Annotated in this window: 20 protein-coding genes and 1 pseudogene; 11 read left to right on the forward strand and 10 right to left on the reverse strand. The window is 59.4% G+C overall.

Features of this window, described 5'->3' with window-relative positions:
- Positions 1–183: 183 nt before the first annotated feature.
- Both P3T16_RS16050 and P3T16_RS16055 read left to right on the forward strand, forming a co-directional pair.
- On the forward strand, positions 184–504 hold the full coding sequence (locus P3T16_RS16050) for an ATP-binding protein (RefSeq protein ID WP_429343007.1): 321 nt from the start codon (positions 184–186) through the stop codon (positions 502–504).
- A gap of 312 nt (positions 505–816) precedes the next feature.
- Positions 817–1,536 (forward strand): Crp/Fnr family transcriptional regulator, encoded by a 720-nt coding sequence (locus tag P3T16_RS16055; RefSeq protein ID WP_429343008.1) that lies wholly within the window; start codon positions 817–819, stop codon positions 1,534–1,536.
- A gap of 33 nt (positions 1,537–1,569) precedes the next feature.
- On the opposite strand, the gene P3T16_RS16060 is transcribed toward P3T16_RS16055, so the two are convergent.
- The 4 genes from P3T16_RS16060 to P3T16_RS16075 form a co-directional block, all read right to left on the reverse strand.
- Positions 1,570–2,607 carry a zinc-dependent alcohol dehydrogenase family protein gene (locus P3T16_RS16060; protein WP_429343009.1) on the reverse strand — a complete coding sequence of 346 codons (1,038 nt, stop codon included), beginning with the start codon at positions 2,605–2,607 and terminating at the stop codon, positions 1,570–1,572.
- 72 nt (positions 2,608–2,679) lie between these two features.
- Positions 2,680–3,513: a PRC-barrel domain-containing protein gene (locus P3T16_RS16065; RefSeq protein WP_429343010.1), complete on the reverse strand. Its 834-nt coding sequence runs from the start codon at positions 3,511–3,513 to the stop codon at positions 2,680–2,682.
- Between the two features lie 32 nt (positions 3,514–3,545).
- A complete protein-coding gene (locus tag P3T16_RS16070) occupies positions 3,546–3,692 on the reverse strand; it encodes a DUF3096 domain-containing protein (protein ID WP_429258968.1) in 147 nt (48 codons plus the stop codon).
- An 86-nt stretch (positions 3,693–3,778) separates the two neighbouring features.
- The gene (locus P3T16_RS16075) at positions 3,779–4,345 is read right to left on the reverse strand and encodes a BPSL1445 family SYLF domain-containing lipoprotein (RefSeq protein ID WP_429343011.1); all 567 of its coding nucleotides are present in this window, start codon (positions 4,343–4,345) and stop codon (positions 3,779–3,781) included.
- Between the two features lie 344 nt (positions 4,346–4,689).
- Between P3T16_RS16075 and P3T16_RS16080 the strand changes: the two genes are divergently transcribed.
- The 6 genes and pseudogenes from P3T16_RS16080 to P3T16_RS16105 all read left to right on the forward strand — a co-directional run.
- Positions 4,690–4,845, forward strand: a complete 156-nt coding sequence (locus tag P3T16_RS16080) for a hypothetical protein (RefSeq protein ID WP_429258970.1) — start codon at positions 4,690–4,692, stop codon at positions 4,843–4,845.
- Between the two features lie 517 nt (positions 4,846–5,362).
- A complete protein-coding gene (locus tag P3T16_RS16085; RefSeq protein ID WP_429258971.1) occupies positions 5,363–5,635 on the forward strand; it encodes a hypothetical protein in 273 nt (90 codons plus the stop codon).
- A gap of 42 nt (positions 5,636–5,677) precedes the next feature.
- Positions 5,678–6,721: a rod shape-determining protein gene (locus P3T16_RS16090; RefSeq protein WP_429343012.1), complete on the forward strand. Its 1,044-nt coding sequence runs from the start codon at positions 5,678–5,680 to the stop codon at positions 6,719–6,721.
- Between the two features lie 266 nt (positions 6,722–6,987).
- On the forward strand, positions 6,988–7,494 hold the full coding sequence (locus tag P3T16_RS16095) for a hypothetical protein (RefSeq protein WP_429258973.1): 507 nt from the start codon (positions 6,988–6,990) through the stop codon (positions 7,492–7,494).
- A gap of 9 nt (positions 7,495–7,503) precedes the next feature.
- Positions 7,504–7,692, forward strand: coding sequence for a hypothetical protein (locus P3T16_RS16100; protein ID WP_429258974.1), 189 nt, complete (start codon positions 7,504–7,506; stop codon positions 7,690–7,692).
- 954 nt (positions 7,693–8,646) lie between these two features.
- Positions 8,647–8,847, forward strand: a pseudogene (locus tag P3T16_RS16105) (glycosyltransferase); the annotation flags it as partial.
- Positions 8,848–9,003: 156 nt separating this feature from the next.
- Here the strand turns inward: P3T16_RS16105 and P3T16_RS16110 are convergent.
- The 6 genes from P3T16_RS16110 to P3T16_RS16135 form a co-directional block, all read right to left on the reverse strand.
- Positions 9,004–9,723, reverse strand: a complete 720-nt coding sequence (locus P3T16_RS16110) for a Crp/Fnr family transcriptional regulator (RefSeq protein ID WP_429343013.1) — start codon at positions 9,721–9,723, stop codon at positions 9,004–9,006.
- Positions 9,724–10,408: 685 nt separating this feature from the next.
- Entirely contained in the window at positions 10,409–11,779 is a 1,371-nt protein-coding gene (locus P3T16_RS16115; RefSeq protein ID WP_429343014.1) for a DesA family fatty acid desaturase, read from the reverse strand.
- A gap of 483 nt (positions 11,780–12,262) precedes the next feature.
- A complete protein-coding gene (locus tag P3T16_RS16120) occupies positions 12,263–12,892 on the reverse strand; it encodes a BON domain-containing protein (protein WP_429258977.1) in 630 nt (209 codons plus the stop codon).
- Positions 12,819–13,931 (reverse strand): hypothetical protein, encoded by a 1,113-nt coding sequence (locus P3T16_RS16125; RefSeq protein WP_429258978.1) that lies wholly within the window; start codon positions 13,929–13,931, stop codon positions 12,819–12,821. The genes P3T16_RS16120 and P3T16_RS16125 overlap by 74 nt, the downstream gene beginning before the upstream one ends.
- A gap of 326 nt (positions 13,932–14,257) precedes the next feature.
- A complete protein-coding gene (locus P3T16_RS16130; protein WP_429259064.1) occupies positions 14,258–14,422 on the reverse strand; it encodes a glycine zipper 2TM domain-containing protein in 165 nt (54 codons plus the stop codon).
- 373 nt (positions 14,423–14,795) lie between these two features.
- Positions 14,796–15,224: a carboxypeptidase-like regulatory domain-containing protein gene (locus P3T16_RS16135; RefSeq protein ID WP_429258979.1), complete on the reverse strand. Its 429-nt coding sequence runs from the start codon at positions 15,222–15,224 to the stop codon at positions 14,796–14,798.
- A gap of 768 nt (positions 15,225–15,992) precedes the next feature.
- Between P3T16_RS16135 and tnpA the strand changes: the two genes are divergently transcribed.
- The 3 genes from tnpA to tnpC all read left to right on the forward strand — a co-directional run.
- Positions 15,993–16,457, forward strand: a complete 465-nt coding sequence (gene tnpA, locus P3T16_RS16140) for an IS66-like element accessory protein TnpA (protein ID WP_429343015.1) — start codon at positions 15,993–15,995, stop codon at positions 16,455–16,457.
- The gene (gene tnpB / locus P3T16_RS16145; RefSeq protein ID WP_062170938.1) at positions 16,457–16,810 is read left to right on the forward strand and encodes an IS66 family insertion sequence element accessory protein TnpB; all 354 of its coding nucleotides are present in this window, start codon (positions 16,457–16,459) and stop codon (positions 16,808–16,810) included. Before tnpA ends, tnpB begins: the two co-directional genes overlap by 1 nt.
- Before the next feature lie 90 nt (positions 16,811–16,900).
- Positions 16,901–18,364, forward strand: a 1,464-nt coding sequence (tnpC, locus tag P3T16_RS16150; protein WP_429343016.1) for an IS66 family transposase, incomplete at its 3' end; no start/stop codon positions are given.

The raw sequence follows: 18,364 nt of genomic DNA on the forward strand, positions 1-18,364 counted from the left end.
AACATGAGACCGTAGAAGTCCACCCTGGGCGCACCAGCGGCCCTCGGGCCGCTCTCGCGAGGCAGGCATAAGCGGGAATCCGGCAACTGGCACGAAAGGAACCTTTCGACAATCACTCGCGCCCGTTACCGCAGCGCGGTTCGCCATTGCATGAGATTCACGCGCTGCAATCCGGGGATCAACATGTCAGTCCATCCAGCGTTCTTCCGGTCTTCCGTGAGCCAGCTTCCCGTTTATCCGGCAAATCCGTCAGACGAAATCGTGGCATGCCCGCCCCGGTCAGCTGTCGCGACTCCGCCTCACATTTTCGATCTCTTCGCCCAATCAAGCAGAACGATTGCCGCCAGTGCCGGCGGCCTGGGGATTGGACTCACCGTCGTGAAGGCAATTGCCGCCGCCCATGGCGGAACCGCTTCGGCCAGCAGCTCCGGCGCCGGATCTGGCGGTCAATTCCTGCTCCGTCTGCCCGTTATTGCGGTGCGGCAAAACGTTCGCTACGCGTGACGTTCTGAACGCAACGTGCGCCATGGCGCAGGCGCGTTGCCGCTCATTCGGAAGCGCAGTGGTCTTGCACAGAAGGCGTTTTCCGGAGCGTGTTACACAGGATCGTCATCTGTCTGCGCGTCCCGGCGGACTATAATCCAAGGCAGACACACCAGATCGGAATCAGGAGGGCGCCGCTGCGCGGGACCATGCAGCGGCGCCCTTTCGGTTCGACTGACGCGACTGCGAACCGCTTTTTTAAGCCTGATACTATGAAGAGCGATGCCGCGACACCGTTGCGCAGTGTTCAGGCAGGACCTCAAGGAGCAGCACATGACAAACGCGCAGGATCCGAAGAAAAATCATCTGCTCGCGGTTGTGCCAGAGGCAGAGTGGCTGCGTCTTGGACCTCATCTGGTCCGGATCGACATGCCTCTTGGGCAGGTCGTATATGAATCTGGCGACCGGCTCGATCACGTCTACTTCCCAACTACGTCGATCGTCTCACTGCTCTATGTCATGGAAGACGGCGCGTCCGCCGAAATCGCGATCGTCGGCAATGAGGGGCTGATCGGCATTGCACTCTTCATGGGCGGCGAAACCACGCCAAGTCGGGCAATCGTGCAAAGCGCGGGTGAAGCGTACCGGCTCGATGCCCGGATCCTGAAAGAGGAATTTCACCGGGCAGGCCCGGTTCAGCGCCTGTTGCTGCGCTATACCCAGGCACTCATCACGCAGATGGCCCAGACCGCCGTTTGCAACCGTCATCACTCTATTGACCAGCAACTCTGTCGCTGGCTACTGCTGAGCATCGATCGCCTACCGTCAAATGAACTAAAGATGACGCAGGAACTGATCGCCAACATGCTTGGCGTGCGTCGATCCGGGGTCACCGAAGCGGCATTGAAACTGCAGGACGCGGGGTTGATCCGCTACAGTCATGGTCATATCGAAGTGCTGGATCGCCCGGGGCTCGAAATGCGTGTCTGCGAGTGCTACGGCGTGGTGAGACGGGAATTCGACCGTCTGTTGCCGGCCCTGAAGGCGCTGTAGGCAGCGCGGCATTCCGCGCCAGACGGCCCCCGACTAAAGCTCGATGATCACCTTGAGCGCCTGTGTCTCTGCAGCGTGCGCAAAGGTCTCGTAAGCATTCAGGATGTCGTCGAGCCTGAAGCGATGCGTAATCAGCAGCGCGGCGTCGAGCCTGTCAGCGCGCAGGCTTCTGAGCAGCATGGGTGTGCTGACCGTGTCGACCAGTCGTGTGGTGATGGTAATGTTTCGATCCCACAGACGCTCCAGATGCAGATCCACCTTCGTTCCGTGCACGCCAACGTTGGCAATCGTGCCGCCCGGGGCGACCAGCTCCGCACATAGTTCAAAGGTAGCCGGAACGCCAACCGCTTCGATCACGGAGTCCACGCCGCGCCCGGCGGTCATTTTCATAACGGCCTGTACCGCGTTACGGTCGGCACTATTGATCACCGCCGTCGCGCCGAAACGCCTCGCCGCTTCCAGCCGGTTATCGTCCAGATCGATCATGATGATCTCCGCCGGCGAATAGAACCGGGCGGTAAGCAGTGCCGCAAGGCCGATGGGCCCTGCCCCTACGATCGCAACGGTACTACCGGGCTGAACCTTGCCGTTGAGCACACCGCATTCAAAGCCCGTCGGCAGGATGTCGCTCAGCATCACCATCGCCTCGTCGTTGGCGTCGTCTGGAATGCGATAGAGACTGGTGTCCGCGTGGGGAATGCGAACGTACTCGGCCTGCGTGCCGTCGATCGTATTCCCGAGCATCCATCCGCCGGTGGTGCAGTGCGAGTACATCTGCTGACGGCAGTAAGCGCATTTTCCGCAGGCGCTGATGCAGGAGATCAGGACGCGCTCACCCGGCGAGAATGTAGTCACGGCCTCTCCGACCTGATGGACGACGCCCACGCCCTCGTGCCCAAGAATGCGGCCCGGCTGACAACTCGGGACGTCACCTTTGAGAATATGCAGATCGGTGCCGCAGATTGTCGTTTTGCTTACCTTGACGATCGCGTCCGTGGGCGATGCCATCTCCGGTATTGGACGCTGCTCAAGGGACTTTTTCGACGGCCCCATATAAACGAGTGCTTTCATTGCGGACAGCTCCACCTTGTTGAGTCGGATGTGTCGTTGCCAGTTTCGGTCTCGCGAATAGCTTCACGCGCTTTACGGACCAGGAACGTGTACCGGCGATTCAGGCCGCGATGCCGCTACGTTCTCCGACTTCTCTGCCCAGTACCCTTTCTTGCCATAAAACGCGTAGAGTTCCGTCTCGTAGTCCCGGACTACCGGGACGCTGCTGTCATAGGCCGGACTATCCTTGATGGCGTCGCGGGTAAGCTCTGTAGAGACGGTGGTTTCGTACCAGTCGATCAGGAAAATCCAGTCGGTTGCGATCAGCACTTCTTTTGCCGCTGGCCACCAGTTTCGCGTATCCACGACCAGGTAGCGCATGGTCCAGGTCTGGTCGTCGAAAATGAATCCGGACACGTGACCGAAAACGCCATCGGCAGCCTCGATGTGATAGCCGTCCACGGCGTCCGTACTGCGCAGATGGCTATCCCCTGGAGGCTTGTCGGCGTACAGCGCAAGCTGCTCGCGCGTATCCGTTGAAACATCCGGCAGCAACCCGGGACCGAATGCGGGGTAGCTGCTCATCCCCCACACTCCCAGGCCACCCCAATAGTTCGGGTACCCGTAGTAGCGAAGGTATTCCGCCTCATGCTGGCGTGACACAGGTTTGTGCGTGTCGATGGCCGGACTGTCGCTGACCTGCTGACGCGTCAGATCGACGTGCACGCTCGTCGCGCCCGGATCCGAGTGCCTGACTGAGTACGGTGAGATCAACACGCGCCGCTCACTGATCCAGTTTCCCGTCTTGACGACGAGATAGCGAATACCCCACGCTTCATCATCGAAGTAGACTTCCTCGATGCTGCCTATTTCGCCATCGCTGGCGGCGACGGTGCATCCCTTGAGACTCTCGATGGTTCGCAACATGGTTCAATACTCCTGCCGCTGGCAACACGGCATCAATGAAGATGGCCTCCGAACAGCCCCAGCAGCCCGATGACAATCAGATAGATTGCAACGATATAGTTCAACAGGCGCGGCACCACCAGAATCAGAATGCCAGCGATCAGTGAAACGAGTGGGCCTGCGCTCGTCAGATAGTGCATGATTTATCTCGTCAAAACCGAAACGGTAAGTGAGCGCGTTCGAGGCGCGGCGGCCCTGTCCGCTAGAGCGCGTTGAGCCGGGTCACCTACGTGCCGTCAACTGTCGCTCCCGCCATCAAGCCACCGTTCGTCAGCACGAAAGCGTCAACCTGCCCCGTCGCGGTGCCCGTGTCGACATTGCCGTTCGCACCGATTTTCAGTACCGCCACCGATGCGTCGCCACCGGCTGACCAGCCCTCGCTATTGCGGAATCGATCGAGTGCGCTCTCAGTCATGAACAGAAAGACGATTGCCCTGGATTGCGCGCCGACCTGTAGCCCGACGGACGCCGTTACGGTGCTGTAGTACCCCACCGACCGTCCGCCGACGCGCAGCGCGCCTTCGCCATACTGTCCGCCCAGACCGAAGCCCGCATCGAGGACCGATGGGAAGATCAGCATGCCGCGAGATTTGCCGACCAGTTCGCGCGAGCCGGGAGCAATGTTGTAAAGGCGTGCGAGGGTTGAGTCGGCACCTGCATCGATGATGTGGCGCTTTTCCGTCTGACGGGCCATCGTATCTGGCGCATTGCCGGTCGTCGTGCAGCCGGATAGCGCAACGCCGATCGCGAGGATCGAGCCCGGCGCGCCCCACATGAACGTTCGTCGTTGCACCGCCGTCTCCCGTTTTTTTCCGATGTTTCCAACGCTACGCCCAATCCGGTCCCGATGCGGTACGACAGCGTACAGACAGGCGATCGCATTGTTCGTAATCTGGAGCCTGATGACCGGCAAAGTGATTTGCCGGGCTCCTGGCTTCGCGGCTGTGCAGATGGAAGTCAATCAGGCCGGGGATTGCGGAGTGATTCGAGCGCGTTTGCACGAACGCTCAACCCGAGCAGCATGATCGGCGTGATCGTGATAGCCGTACTTGTCATGGTCCTGATGGGGAAGATGTAGAGCCCGTCTTTGGCCGCCAACGCAGCCAGTGGCCAGCGCAACAACTTGAAAGGAACGACATGATCTACGCGATGTGGGGTATTTCGACCGCGATGGCGTTGATGTTCACCATCGCGTTCTACAGGTATCGACAGAGTCTCGTGCGAAAGCAGGAGATCCGCTGGCTGGGTGAACATCACGTATTGGACAGGCTGCGTGAGCGGCTTGGACTGTAGCCACAGGCGCACTCTCCGGTGAGAAACGGGAGGTGCCTTAGGTTTTCGCGAAGTTTTTACAGGGAGGAAACTGTGTCGTGTCAAGCGTTCGAAAAGGACCTCGCTCACCTTGAGCGCATTGTCCCGCAACTCGTTGCGACAAGCCCCCTTGGCCTCGAGTATTGGCGCGATCGGATTATTTCCCTGAAATCAATGCAGGAGCTAAATCCCCACTGTATCAAGCGGGTAACGCGCCTGCTCGGACTGGTCGACCAGATCGAAGGCCGGTCGGAATCGCGTGCAAACGCCGTTCGAGGCGGCGTTTGAGTCGCGTACCTGCCCGAACAAACACGCGCAGCTGCGGGTCTGACTACCCGCTATATGTTCCGCCCGTCTGATGTTCTCGTTGGAGACTTCAAAGACTTGTATGTTCGCCGGGATCGCGTATGGGCGGGCCGCTATTAACCATCAACGGAGCTGTGTGGATACCGGCGTTCGTGCGCCTTTAACGGCGCCATCTTTTTCGGAGTACAAGATCATGACCATCCCCACCATCGAGTACAAGGGCTACGTATTGAGTGCCTATTCAACCCAGGTATTTCCGCCGCACCGCGATCCATACGCCAAAGGGCCGCGCCGCTTCTCATCAGTCGTCAGGATTGACGCGCCGCCCTCTTCTGGCGTCGAACCACAGCGCTATGCAACGCAGTATGTCGACGCTGATCCCACGCAATCCGTCGATGCACTCAACCTCGCGATGCAATTTGGCAAGGACATTATTGACGACAAGATCCACGTGAACGAACTTTGAGGCGCCTCCCAGAGCCTGGCATCAAGCGAGACAGGATTTTGAATGTTCGGATTTCTGCGCAGCTACTTTTCCAACGGCCTGGCGATTGATCTCAGCACTTCGAACACACTGATCTACATGCGCGGCAAAGGCATCGTCCTGGACGAACCTTCGGTCGTGTCGATTCGTCAGGAAGGCGGCCCGAGCGGAAAAAAGACCATTCTGGCAGTTGGCAAGGAAGCCAAGGAGATGCTCGGCAAGGTGCCGGGCAACATTGAAGCCATCCGCCCGATGAAGGACGGTGTGATCGCCGACTTTAACATCACCCAGCAGATGATCAAGCAGTTCATCCGGATGGTGCACGCACCGCGTATATTTGCGCCGTCGCCGCGCATCATTATCTGCGTGCCGTGCGGGTCCACTCAGGTCGAAAGGCGTGCAATCAAGGAAGCCGCGCATAGCGCGGGCGCGTCGCAGGTCTACCTGATCGAAGAGCCCATGGCCGCCGCAACCGGCGCAGGCCTGCCCGTGTCCGAAGCGATTGGCTCGATGATCGTCGATATCGGCGGTGGGACCACCGAAGTGGGTGTCATTTCGCTCGGCGGCATCGTGTACAAAGGCTCCGTGCGCGTCGGCGGCGACAAGTTCGACGAAGCCATTGTCAACTATATCCGCCGCAACTATGGGATGCTGATCGGCGAACAAACCGCCGAATCCGTCAAGAAGGAAATCGGCTCTGCTTTCCCGGGCTCGGAAGTCAAGGAAATGGAAGTGAAAGGTCGCAATATGTCAGAAGGGATACCACGCAGCTTCACGGTCTCCAGCAATGAGATCCTGGAAGCCCTCACCGATCCGCTGAACCAGATCGTATCGGCGGTCAAGATCGCGCTCGAGCAAACGCCTCCAGAGCTCGGCGCCGATATCGCCGAGCGCGGCATCACGCTCGCGGGCGGCGGAGCACTGCTACGCGACCTTGATCGGCTGCTCGCCGAGGAGACCGGTCTGCCGGTGTTCGTTGCCGAAGACCCGCTGACCTGTGTCGTGCGCGGATCGGGCATGGCACTCGAACGCATGGATAAATTCGGTAGCGCCTTCGCCTACGAATGAGCGTGGCGGCGCTGTCGCGAGGTAAGGTCTCTGCGGTGGCCAGACCTGGTCAATTTATATTTCCACTTATCCAGCCTTCCTGGAGATGCTCTGGACCGGTGGTGCAGCGCGGAGCGCAGGTCGCGCAGTCGCTTTTGCCGATCTCCGGCGAGGGACCTTGCCGCGATGATGGGCGCTATCTGCGGTAATCGAAGACCGCTACCGTACAGACTTTTCCTGTAGTACGTGGGAACGTGTAGTGCGAAAGAATCTTTTTCACCGCTACCATGACAAACGCCGTTCTCAACACGCTGCTAACCGTGCTTACCGCCATCAGTGCTGGACTCGCTCCCGCACCGTCCTACGCCTACGCACTCGATCCGCAACTCGACTGTAAATCGAGTGCGCACGCTTTCATCGCCCCACTCCTGAACGACCAGTACATCGATCCGAGTCCGATGCGCGTCGAAGCGAACTCGGTCAACGCTTTTCGACCGACGCACAGCAGCACCCTGACGGCATTTGGCTTTCGCGTCTACGCGGTTCTTGGGTATGAACACGACGATGCGATCTTCAAAAGCGGCGGCGGCCAGGCCATCCCCGACTCGTCCTATGGCGCGATAGTAGTCGGCCCAGCGGAGTCGGTCGAAGCGCGCGTACGCGAGGCCGGCAGCGACGCGGTCGTCCACCAGGTAGTCCCCCTGTTGCTCACGGCCATTTTCTGCGAGGGGCCGCACCCCGCAACACAACCGGACAACGCGCAGGCGTCTGCGCTGAACGACAGAAAGAAGTAAAGGAAAGTCATGAAGAAGCGAAACCTCACATGGACGCTGATCGTCCTGTCTCTGATTTCCGGCCTGGGCGCGTGCATCCTGGTTCCTGTCGGCGGCTATGGCTATAGCGGCGACAACCACCAGCGTGGCGACTACCACCAGGGCGGCGAATATCACCAAAGCGGCAACTACGATCATGAAGGCCGCAACCATTACTAGACCACGCACCGAATGACCCCGCATTGCGCAGGCGCGGGGGAGGAAAGACAGTTCGTGGTCCGCTCACGGTGCATGGCCCGCTGATCGTTCGTGGCAACCTTGAAGTAAGCGGCCCGCTCACTGTCGATGGACCTGCCGGTGCCGTGGGGAGTATCGATGCCGGCGGCCCGATTGTCGAGCGTAACCAGGCGCCTTAGGTTGCACGGCGTGTCGACGCCAACCCAATGTCCGACAAATCCGCGCAGCCCCCGCGCGGATAGAAGGACGATTGTCCGATACCGTACCGGCTGCATCGACCGGATACGAGAAAGTAAGATTTATTAGCGCGCACGCAGGCGGCCCGACATGTCCCTTCCAGGGAGCATGTGCAGCGAGAGCCTCCGGTCCCGTGCGCCGTCATGATCAAAGTGGCAATCGCAGATGCCCATCCCGTCTTGCCCGACGGCGTGCGCACAGCGCTCGAAAGCACCAACGATTTCGAAGTCGTGGGCGAAGCCGGGGACGGCTCAAGTAGTACACGTGCACTTGCGCTCCCGACTGACGCGCGTGACACCTGGACAGCAAACGCTTCTTCCGAATGCATTGCTGGCAGGAACGGTCACAAAGAATCCAGTCACGTAGCCTGAGACGGCCAGGACCGCTACCGTACAGACACCTCGGTGTCGTATGTGCGAATGTGAACTTACACCCTGTGCGTACCGATTGTTCATGGGCAGCTCTCGTGCGGCACGCATTCGCGGACGGCCGGTAACTGGCGCGACGATGCAAATCGTCGTTGTGACAGAACGTTGGAGTCACGAGACCTGCCGCTGGTTGGTCATGACCTGCGCGCTACGCGATGTCACCGTTTATCGGGGTGAATTCAAGGAGCGTGTCATGTACAACATCGTCTGGCTCGTAGGGGCCGTGGTTATCGTTCTGTTTGTGCTCGGCTACGTTGGATTGAGGTAAGCCGTGAGCCCACGGTGGAGAACGTCGTCATCGGGATCCCGTCATTTACAGATGATGGCCTGCGCCACCCCGGTGATTGCATTCAATCGTGGTTCTGTGCCTGAAGTGATCGACCACGGTGTGACCGGCTACATCTGCGAGGACGCCCAGGGCGCGGTGGCTGCATTGCGACGCCTGAATGAACTGTCGCGCACTGAAATCCGAACTTTCATATGAATACTTCCGGGAAGATTGCAGCGAACGTATCACTGTGGGCAGATTGTAGCCCTCACGAAAAGCGCCTCTCCGTGAAGCCGTCCCATCCAACTCCGCTTTGGCACGCTAATGCCGTTCAGGCAGGGGATAGCACCCATGCGATTTCTATAGCGCTTTCAAATCGGGCAACAACCGGTCGAATTCGCGCTTCACCACGCCGTAACACTCGCACACGCGCTGTTCGAGCCCCGGTCGATCCAGTACTTCGATATGACCGTGACTGTAGCGAATCAGCCCCGCATCCTGCAGTTTCAACGCCGCTTCGGTGACACCGGATCGGCGTACGCCCAGCATGTTGGCGATCAGCTCCTGGGTCATTCCCAGTTCGTTCGACAACAGGCGGTCGATGCTGAGCAGCAGCCATCGGCACAACTGCTGGTCGATCGAATGGTGCCGGTTGCAAACGGCGGTCTGTGCCATCTGTGTGATCAAGGCCTGTGTATAGCGCAGTAGCAGGCGTTGTACCGGACCCGCACGGTGGAATTCCTCTTTCAGGATGTGGGCATCCAGCCGGTAGGCCTTGCCTGCACTTTGCACGACCGCCCGGCTCGGCGTGCTTTCGCCGCCCATGAAGAGGGCAATGCCGATCAGCCCTTCATTACCGACGATCGCGATTTCGGCGGACGCACCGTCCTCCAGGACATACAGCAGCGACACGATGCAGGTCGTCGGGAAATAGACGTGATCAAGGCGGTCCCCCGATTCGTAGATGACGCGACCGAGCGGCATATCCACCAATACCAGATGCGGAGCCAGGCGCGCCCACTCCGCTGCAGGCAGCACCGAGAGCAGGTGATTTTCGTTTTGAGGATACTCGTACGACATTTGCCACTCTCTGCAGCCTGTCCAGAACCGCCCCGGTTTCGCCGACGATTTCCTGACCGGTGAAGATGGATAAAGGGATCAACGCCCCTAACGGCCCGGCGGGCGCGCGGCGGCGTCGCCGCCATACGCCAATCTTCGCCGGGCGCTGCGTCTACACCGTTAAATTATAGGTCGCGCGCGAATAACGGCCAGTGACGCAATCCCCCAATGACCTCCAACCGGGCGCCAGCGCTTCCTCGTTGACGAGCGGCGAAAGCAGCACAAGATGCGTCTCCGGCCTGCGGGACTCGACCGCACGCCACCGCTCATGTGCGGTCGCAAACACCACAGTGGTTCGTGACAATCGGCAGCCGGAGCGCAAACTCGCTGCCTGCACCCTGCCCGGCGCTCATCGCCGAGGCGAGCCGAAATCGCGGATACACAGAGATTGAAGCCGTAGGGTCTCAGATGCAATGCGGTAAGTCCGCACGGTGACGGTCAGATCGGTAAAACAGCCGGATCGCGGGGATTGGGGCTGCGGCTGAGCTACAACTCTGTCCCGAATGCGTTGCCGCGGGAGCGGCCTTTCATTCCCGCCTCCTGACTCGCTTCCTGACCGCTCACCGGCCCCCTCACGTGACAGACCACGTCATTGGTTTGTACACCGCCCCGCAACGGAAAGAGGCCGCGGGCACCGAGCCGGATGTCACCCGTACTGGCGAAGTCGCAGCGAGAACTCTTCGAGCGCGTTGATGCCACTTTGCTCGGCACGACGACACCAGTCCTGCAACTGCAGGAGCAACTGTTCGCGGGAGGCATTCGACCGTTTCCAGATCGCGGACAGTTCCTCGCGCAGTTCGACGTAGGTGCGCAGCTTCCGATCGTGCTCGTACATTTCCGTCAACGGCGGATGTCGCGGCTTGCCGTGAGTCACCGGCTCCTCGCGTAGCCAGTTCCTTACGCCGCGTATAAGAAGGAACTTCTCATGGCGGCTGAAGTGCTCCGTGCTTGCCAGTTCGTGCCGGTAGGCACGCTCGGCCGCCCGGGCGTAGCTCGCCATAATCGAGTAGCGGTTTCGCAGTACAGCTTGCAGCGTGTCGTCGTCGAGCTCCAACTTGCCTTTGACCAGACGCGGCGCCGTCGCCACTTTCCTGACCTTTGCCAGTCCCAGCGTAGACAGGATGCAAATGTACATCCAGCCGATATCGAGCTCGTACCATCTGTTCGATAGCTTTGCAGATGTTGCATAGGCGTGGTGGTTGTTGTGAAGTTCTTCGCCGCCGATCAGGATGCCAAGGGGAATAACGTTCGCGCTGTCATCTGGAGTACCGAAGTTGCGGTAACCCACGAAATGGCCCAGACCGTTGACCACGCCCGCTGCCCAGAACGGTATCCATATCATCTGGACGGCCCACACCGACACGCCGACGACACCGAATAGAGCAACATCGATGACCATCAGCAAGCTTATTCCGAGGTTCGGGTACTTCGCGTAGATGTTCCGTTCGATCCAGTCGGCCGGCGTACCATAGCCAAATCTGCGCAGTGTTTCCTCGTTCCTTGTTTCGGCTCGGTAGAGTTCAGCACCTCCGAACAGCACCCTCCAGATTCCGCTGATCCGCGGGCTGTGCGGGTCCTCATTAGTCTCGCACTTCGCATGGTGCTTGCGGTGGACCGCTGCCCATTCACCCGTCACCATGCCCGTCGTCATCCACAGCCAGAACCGGAAGAAATGGCTGACAAGCGGATGCAGCTCAAGTGCCCTATGCGCCTGGCAACGGTGGAGGTACACCGTCACGCTGATGATCGTGACATGTGTCGATATCAGTGTGGCTAGCAAGATCTGCCACCAGAAAAGGGAAAGCAGACCGTCGGAGAGGAACGCGATTGAATTGCTGAACAAGTGGACCTTCTTTCTACGGGCAACGTAGCGGCTTGCAGTTGCCTCTACATTCCACGCGGGTAGTGAATGGAATGCGTCCGATCCTCTGCGCAGCGACGGACGCAGGCCAAACCCACAGGCCAAACCGATTGCCAGAAATGAAGCGACGCGAAATCGGTCACGGCTATTTCGCATCCGTCTAGACCGCCTCGCGCCCGAACGTCACTCACACGATGAACGCAACTGTGGAGAATATCGGTACGGTGTCGTACCGGGGGCGCGTTCCCTGGCGGCATCTGATGCGTCGTTTGCTCGAAGCGACGCGTTGGCCACCACCAGCAACGTCGCGCCCTGGTCGCAAAGCGTTGCATCAAGGTCTTCAAACTTCTTCAGCAACTTTGTTCGTAGTATGTGGTAACTGATAGCGAGACATAGGGAAATCGCGCTCACCAGCCTGTTTGGCTGGCGAGCGATAAGGACGCCGCCGCGAACCGGGTATTGCAGTCCGATATGTCGGCGCGGTGATCGAAAGCGTCTTTAAACACGCTGCATGCAAGGGCATCCGAAGTCGATACGGTGGCGTACGCGAGAGGAAGGCATGAGGGTGCGCGTTGCGACGCCGAGTCTTTAGTGCTCCCCCTTGTGTGCAGTCGCCCGCGGCAACCCATTCTCAACCGGCTATCCGCCTGCGACGGTGAGGGCGGACGTGTCAACGCTCTTCACGCCTTTCACTTTCTCAGCGATGTCCTTCACGTGATCGACGGCGTCCTGGTTTGACAGAGCCCCCTTCAGAACCACCACGCCGTGAATCGTCTCCACGCTCACATCGAAACCCTTGCTGACGCTGTCCGCAAGGATCCCGGACTTCACCTTGGTGGTGATCCAGCTATCAGATGCGACCCGCTCTGTCTTTGTGACCGCCTCGTGCGTCCGGGCCGATGCCTTGCTGCTCGCGGGTGTTTTCAGGTTGTTGTCGACGCTCTTGACGCCATCGACTGACTTTGTCGCCGCCTCAGCCACGGTCTTCGCGTTTGAGTTGCTTGCCGAGCCGTCGAGCGTGACCACGCCGTTGGTCGTGGTCACGCTGATGTCAGATTTTTTGAGGCTGTCATCACCCATCAGCCTGGCCTTCACCCTGGTCGTGATGACGGTATCGGTGAGCATCGCGCTTACGCTGTCGCTGTGGGGCTGCGGGATGGTTTCATCCCCCGAGGCTGCGCCAGCCGTCCCGATGCTAACCCCGGTAATCAGACCGACTGCAATCAACGTGTTGAGAACTGCGGTTCTGCAAAAATAGGTCCTGCTCATGATGCTTCTCCGATTTGCTTTCTGTACGACTTGATTCACGAAAGGTGACTCGCCAGTGTCCAAAAGAGCCGTTATCGTGAAGATGTCCAACTACTGGTGGTTCTGACTGCGGCCTTCGTCCTGGTTCTCGCCCCCTCTCTTGAGGCGCCGTTTGGGCGCGTTGCATCTGTGACGGCGGCTGCATCGATTGCGCCTGATGCATCGGCTGTGAGGGTGGTGCCTGCTGTGCGACATGCTCTGGCTGCCGTTTTTGTCGCTGCTGTAGCTGTTGTTGATCCGGCTGCGAATGCAGTTGCTGCCGCTGCTCCAGCTGTTGTTGATCCGGCTGCGGATGCGGTTGCTGCCGCTGCTCTAGCTGTTGTTGATTCGGCTGCGAACGCAGTTCCTGAGTCGACGATCGTTGCATAGGCGCTTGCTGCTGAGGCCCGGCGCGTGAGCTGCCCGGGTTGCCCTGCTGTCGATAATCCTGCCGCGTTACGGCATCACCTGGCTGATAGCGGTAGTTCGCGGATCGAATCGCATATTGTTGTTCTCCCGTACGTGGATAGCGGTCCCCTGAGTACTGTCGCTGGTAGTCTGGCGGCGGGGCTGCACGTGGGACGGCGCGCCGGTCCCAATGGTCCCATCCGGTTCGACGAGCCTCCCAGTCGCGGCCCCAGCGCTCACTCCAGTGTGGCGGAGCGTTGGCGCTCCAGTCACGAAAATACGCAGGAGGCTCGCGGTAGTAGCGCACAGGAATGCGCAGCACAAACGGTGGCACATCCATTGGCCCCACCGACTGCCACGGACCGTTGTACCAACTGCTCGAATACCAGTTGTCCTGCTGGTACACCCAGTACAGGCCGTCGTAGAAGAAGTAATTCGAATTCGCTTGAGGCGCGTAGTAAACGGGGTAGCCCGGCACTGGAACGAGTTCGGGATATGACTGCATGTTGGTACCGATGTTGACGCCCGGCACTCCGACATCGACGCTGATCTGGCCGTGGACTGAGATTGCCGGGCACAACAACATCGATAGCGCAATAATCAGGTAACGCATTTTTGCCCCCGATAAGGAGTACTTTATCAGCGCAAGCGCCGGGTACTGTGCATTGATCCCGGTCAACAGAATGCGCGCGGTTTCGGCGGACGGATGCCGATAGATGCAATGAGTCCCCGAAGTTGTAGCAGTGAGATCTCTTGAAGGGATAGCCCAGGACCTACGCGCGCCGCTTTCGACGGGCGGTACATGTCAAGAATGCCCTCGCCGGGGCGAAGCCAGCACTCGACGTCATCCTGAACGGTCACCATCTTCTATTCACACCGTGGCGTCACCTCACCGGGAAGATATCCACGGATGATGCTGCTCCGTCCAGGCTCGCCCGGCTATTTACCGATCTGGTTGCCGACCACGCCACCTACGACCGCGCCGCCGACTGTGCCCACCGCGCTACCGCCTGTAAGCACAGCACCACCGACGGCGCCTATCCCGGCACCAGCAGCCGTGTCGACGCCTCGCTGGGACATGCCAGAGCAACCCAGGCCTCCCATTGCGACAAGGAGCGTTAGCGTACCTATTGAAAATAAGCGAGTGCAGTTCATTTTGATACCACCTATATACGTAAGTGACGCAATCCGACGCGTCTGCCATCAAGGGCCACCGATACAGGTTTCACTCGCCCGCCAGTAGACACTCTCTTGATACACGAATTGCCGGTTCCCGTCGGTCCGGCAGCGTACACGTCCGGCCGCTCCCATCTTTGAGATGCCCGATGGTGGAGGAAGCCGCTAAAAATAAATCGCAGGCGCGTGCGGATACGATTTAGTCGAATCCCAATGCAATCAATCTCTACGGGCGAAATCGTTTTAATATCGACGAACCGGCGGCGGCATCTGCTTGAGCTAACCATTCACGTCGCGGCAACTACATCGCCCAGACAAATGTCAGGCGCGCGTGAGCGTCATTTGTAATATTCATCGTACGATGTTCGGCTTGCCCCTTATAGCTAACGCTGACCGTGTAATGTCCACTGGGGAGAGAAACCAGCATGAATGGGCCATCCGAACTCGTCTCCAGAACCGTGTTCCCTTTGCCATCCGTGATCGTGACGGGGACATCCGAGAGATATTGATTCTGATTGCTCGTCTTGCCGACGAACGTCAACACCATGGGGTAGTTGTGCATGACGTCTTTGATCGCTCGTGCCTGGTCGCTCCCGATCCCCCCCGTTAGATAGGTCACGTCCCCGGCATGCTGTATCGCCGGAAGGTCCATCTCCGCCGCAATCGCGAGATTCACGCCGAAAGCCGCACCTAGAATCAATACCCATTGCAAGACGTTGCGCTTTTTCATGTCAGACTCCAATGAACACATCCATCCCGCGGTGCATCGGCCTGCTCATGCCTCGGGTAGTGTGATCATCGCGACATCAGATTGAATGCGCACATTGCGCTGTGCTTCAACTTTTAACGAGTATGGTGTTCACGATTGTCGGCATTGCCTTGATGCATCGCATCCGCAGAGCCCAAATCAGCTCTCTTTGAATTTCGCCGTAATGGCAGCAGCGGCCATTGCAGACGATCGAAGATTACCGTTCTGTGTGCGGCGTGTCATGGGAAGTCCACGACACTCACATAGACAGTGCGCGCAATACGAACAGTAGTCGGTACGGTGGCGTACTGGTTCCGGAGCGACATTGCCAACCTGCGCCGACGCAGCCTCAAAATGGAAAATACACAGGTATCTACGTCAATGAGTAACCGCGGGTTTTTGACAAACTGGCTGACACGCTTTGATATGGATTGGTTGATTCGCCCGTTCAGGCAACTGTGCAAACCGGTAACATATTCGTCGAAACAGCTTCCACAGTATGTCTTTGTGAGATCTGCTCAAGCCACTCTCAAAGGGGGAGTCGAGTAGACGCTACCGTACAGACGAAAGAACTTCGTCCGGATCAAGATGATCTCAATAACAGGAGGCCATCATGTACATCCAACTTTCACCCGAGGTCATCCAGATTCTCAAATCGCTTGACCGTAAGCGCGCGATTTCGCACACCTAGCTTCCGTTATTGATAAGGCTCACGATTGCGTCCGCAACCCAACTTTGCGGACGCAATCCATGACAGAAGATGACCTGAGCTTTTTGCCTTTGCGTGTGACGCGTGTTGGTGTCGGCGGCAAGCGAAGCTTCGACCCGGCGGACAAACGGCGGCTGATCGAAGCCTGTGTGCGGCCAGGCGCCTCACTATCGGGCCTCGCCCTTAAGGCTGGCGTGAATGCCAACCAGTTGCATAAATGGGTCCAGGCGCGTGAACGCTCCCGGCCCCCGATCGGGCACAACGAGCCAGTCCCGTCGTCGGCGTTTGTTTCGGTGGTCGCGATCGACGGGCCGACAACGGTCATGGCGTCCGCGCCCGCGTCGCACCGCGCCACCAGAGCAGAATCATCCTGCGTTTCGCCACGCTCAACACGAGCGGCACGGCTGTCGGCTCATCTGCCCAACGGCGTGAAGCTTGAGCTCGAATGTTCATCTGACGACGTGGCAATCGTAAATGCGATAGTTGTCGCATTGGGAGCGCGCTGATGTTCCGCTTCGAGGCGGACCTGACGGTCTTCCTGCATCGCGAACCGATCGACTTCCGGGCCGGCATCAATAGTCTCGTGACGCTCGTCGAGCAGTCCATGCAGCTCGATCCGTTTGCGCGCGCTGTGTTCGCCTTCCACAATCGCAAACGCAACCGGGTCAAACTGCTGTTCTACGATCGCAACGGTTTCTGGATGATGTTGAGGCGCCTCGAGGAAGACCACTTCGTATGGCCACGCCGGCAGCAGACCGTAGTCAAGCTGACGAGCGAGCAGTTGCACTGGCTCCTGGAGGGCATCGACATTGATGCTGTGCGCCGCCACCCGGTACGGTCGTACCATCACGCCAGCTGAGCGTTGGGCGTCGGAGGTCAGCGTCAGCCGGCCAGCCTGTTACAAATTCCCGTAAACCCATCGCGGGCGACACTTCGCTATCGTGGGGGCATGAACGAAGACGAATTCTCCCGATTGCCTCCGGCCACCCAGGCCTATATCCGTGAACTCGAGGCACGAAACCGGCAGCTGGGCGAACGGATTGCCCAACTGGAGGAGCAGTTCCGTCTGGCGCAGAGCAAGCGCTTCGCGCCGAGCAGCGAGAAGCTCCGGGATCGCGTCTTCGACGAGGCCGAACAGATCGCCGCCACCGAACCCGACGACGACACCGACGGTACCGAAGACACGTTCGCACTGCCCGATACTGGCCTGCCGGATGCACCTGGGCCGGCGCGAAGCAGGCCCGGACGCAAACCGCTGCCGGCACACCTGCCACGCCAGCGCATCGAATACGACCTGCCGGAAGACCAGAAGGTCTGTCCGTGCTGCGCGCAAGCGCTGCACCGCATGGGCGAAGAGGTCAGCGAACAGTTGCATATCGAGGTGAAGGCATCGGTGCTGCAGCACGTGCGCTTCAAGTACGCGTGCCGCCACTGCGAACGCCATGCCGAGCGTACGCCGGTGATCACCGCACCGATGCCAGCGCAGCCGTTACCGGGCAGCAATGCCAGTGCGGCGATGATCGCCACCGTCACAGCGGGGAAGTACGTCGACGGTACGCCGCTGTACCGGATGGCCCACGCGCTGGCTCGCGCGGACATCGAAGTCAGACGCGGCACGCTGGCGAACTGGATCATCCGGCCAGCAGAGCTGCACTACAGCCGGCTGTACGACGCACTGCGCAGGACACTGCTGTCGCAGCCGCTGATCCACGGTGACGAGACAACAGTGCAGGTGCTCAAGGAGCCCGGCAAGACCGCGCAAAGCACATCGTATATGTGGGTGTACCGCAGTGCTGAAGACTGTCCGGAACCGGTGGTGCTGTTCGACTACCAGCCGGGGCGCGGGCAGAAACATCCCCAGGCGTTCCTCGCCGGCTACGAAGGTCTTCTGATGACCGACGGCTATGCCGCCTGGCGCACACTCGAAGGCGCGACGCACTTCGGCTGTCTGGCGCACGCCCGCCGGGTCTTCGTCGACGCCCTCAAGGGCATGAAGAAACCCGGCGGTCGTGCCGCGCAGGCACTGGAGTACTTCAAGGCGCTGTATCAGGTCGAGACGCTGGCCAAAGGCGATCTGCCGGAAGGCGAAACACGGGACGCCTACACGTACCGGCTGCGCCAGCAACACAGCGTACCGCTTCTGGCGTCCCTGAAGGCGTGGCTCGACGAACAGGCCGCACAGGTCCTGCCCGAGAGCCTGCTGGGAAAGGCGATCAGTTATACGCGCAATCAATGGGATTACCTGAGCCGCTACGTCACCGATGGGCGTGCCCCCGTGGACAATAACGCGTTTCATGCCGCTAGCGGCATGACACCAGTTATGCCGACTTCCGGATTATGCCGCGTCATGAATCCACAGGCGCAGCAGTTGGGCGGATCCCTGTTCCGGGTCGCTCGGATTGTCGGCATTATT

It is taken from the genome of Paraburkholderia sp. GAS42, assembly GCF_050436565.1.
In the GTDB taxonomy this organism is placed as follows: domain Bacteria; phylum Pseudomonadota; class Gammaproteobacteria; order Burkholderiales; family Burkholderiaceae; genus Paraburkholderia.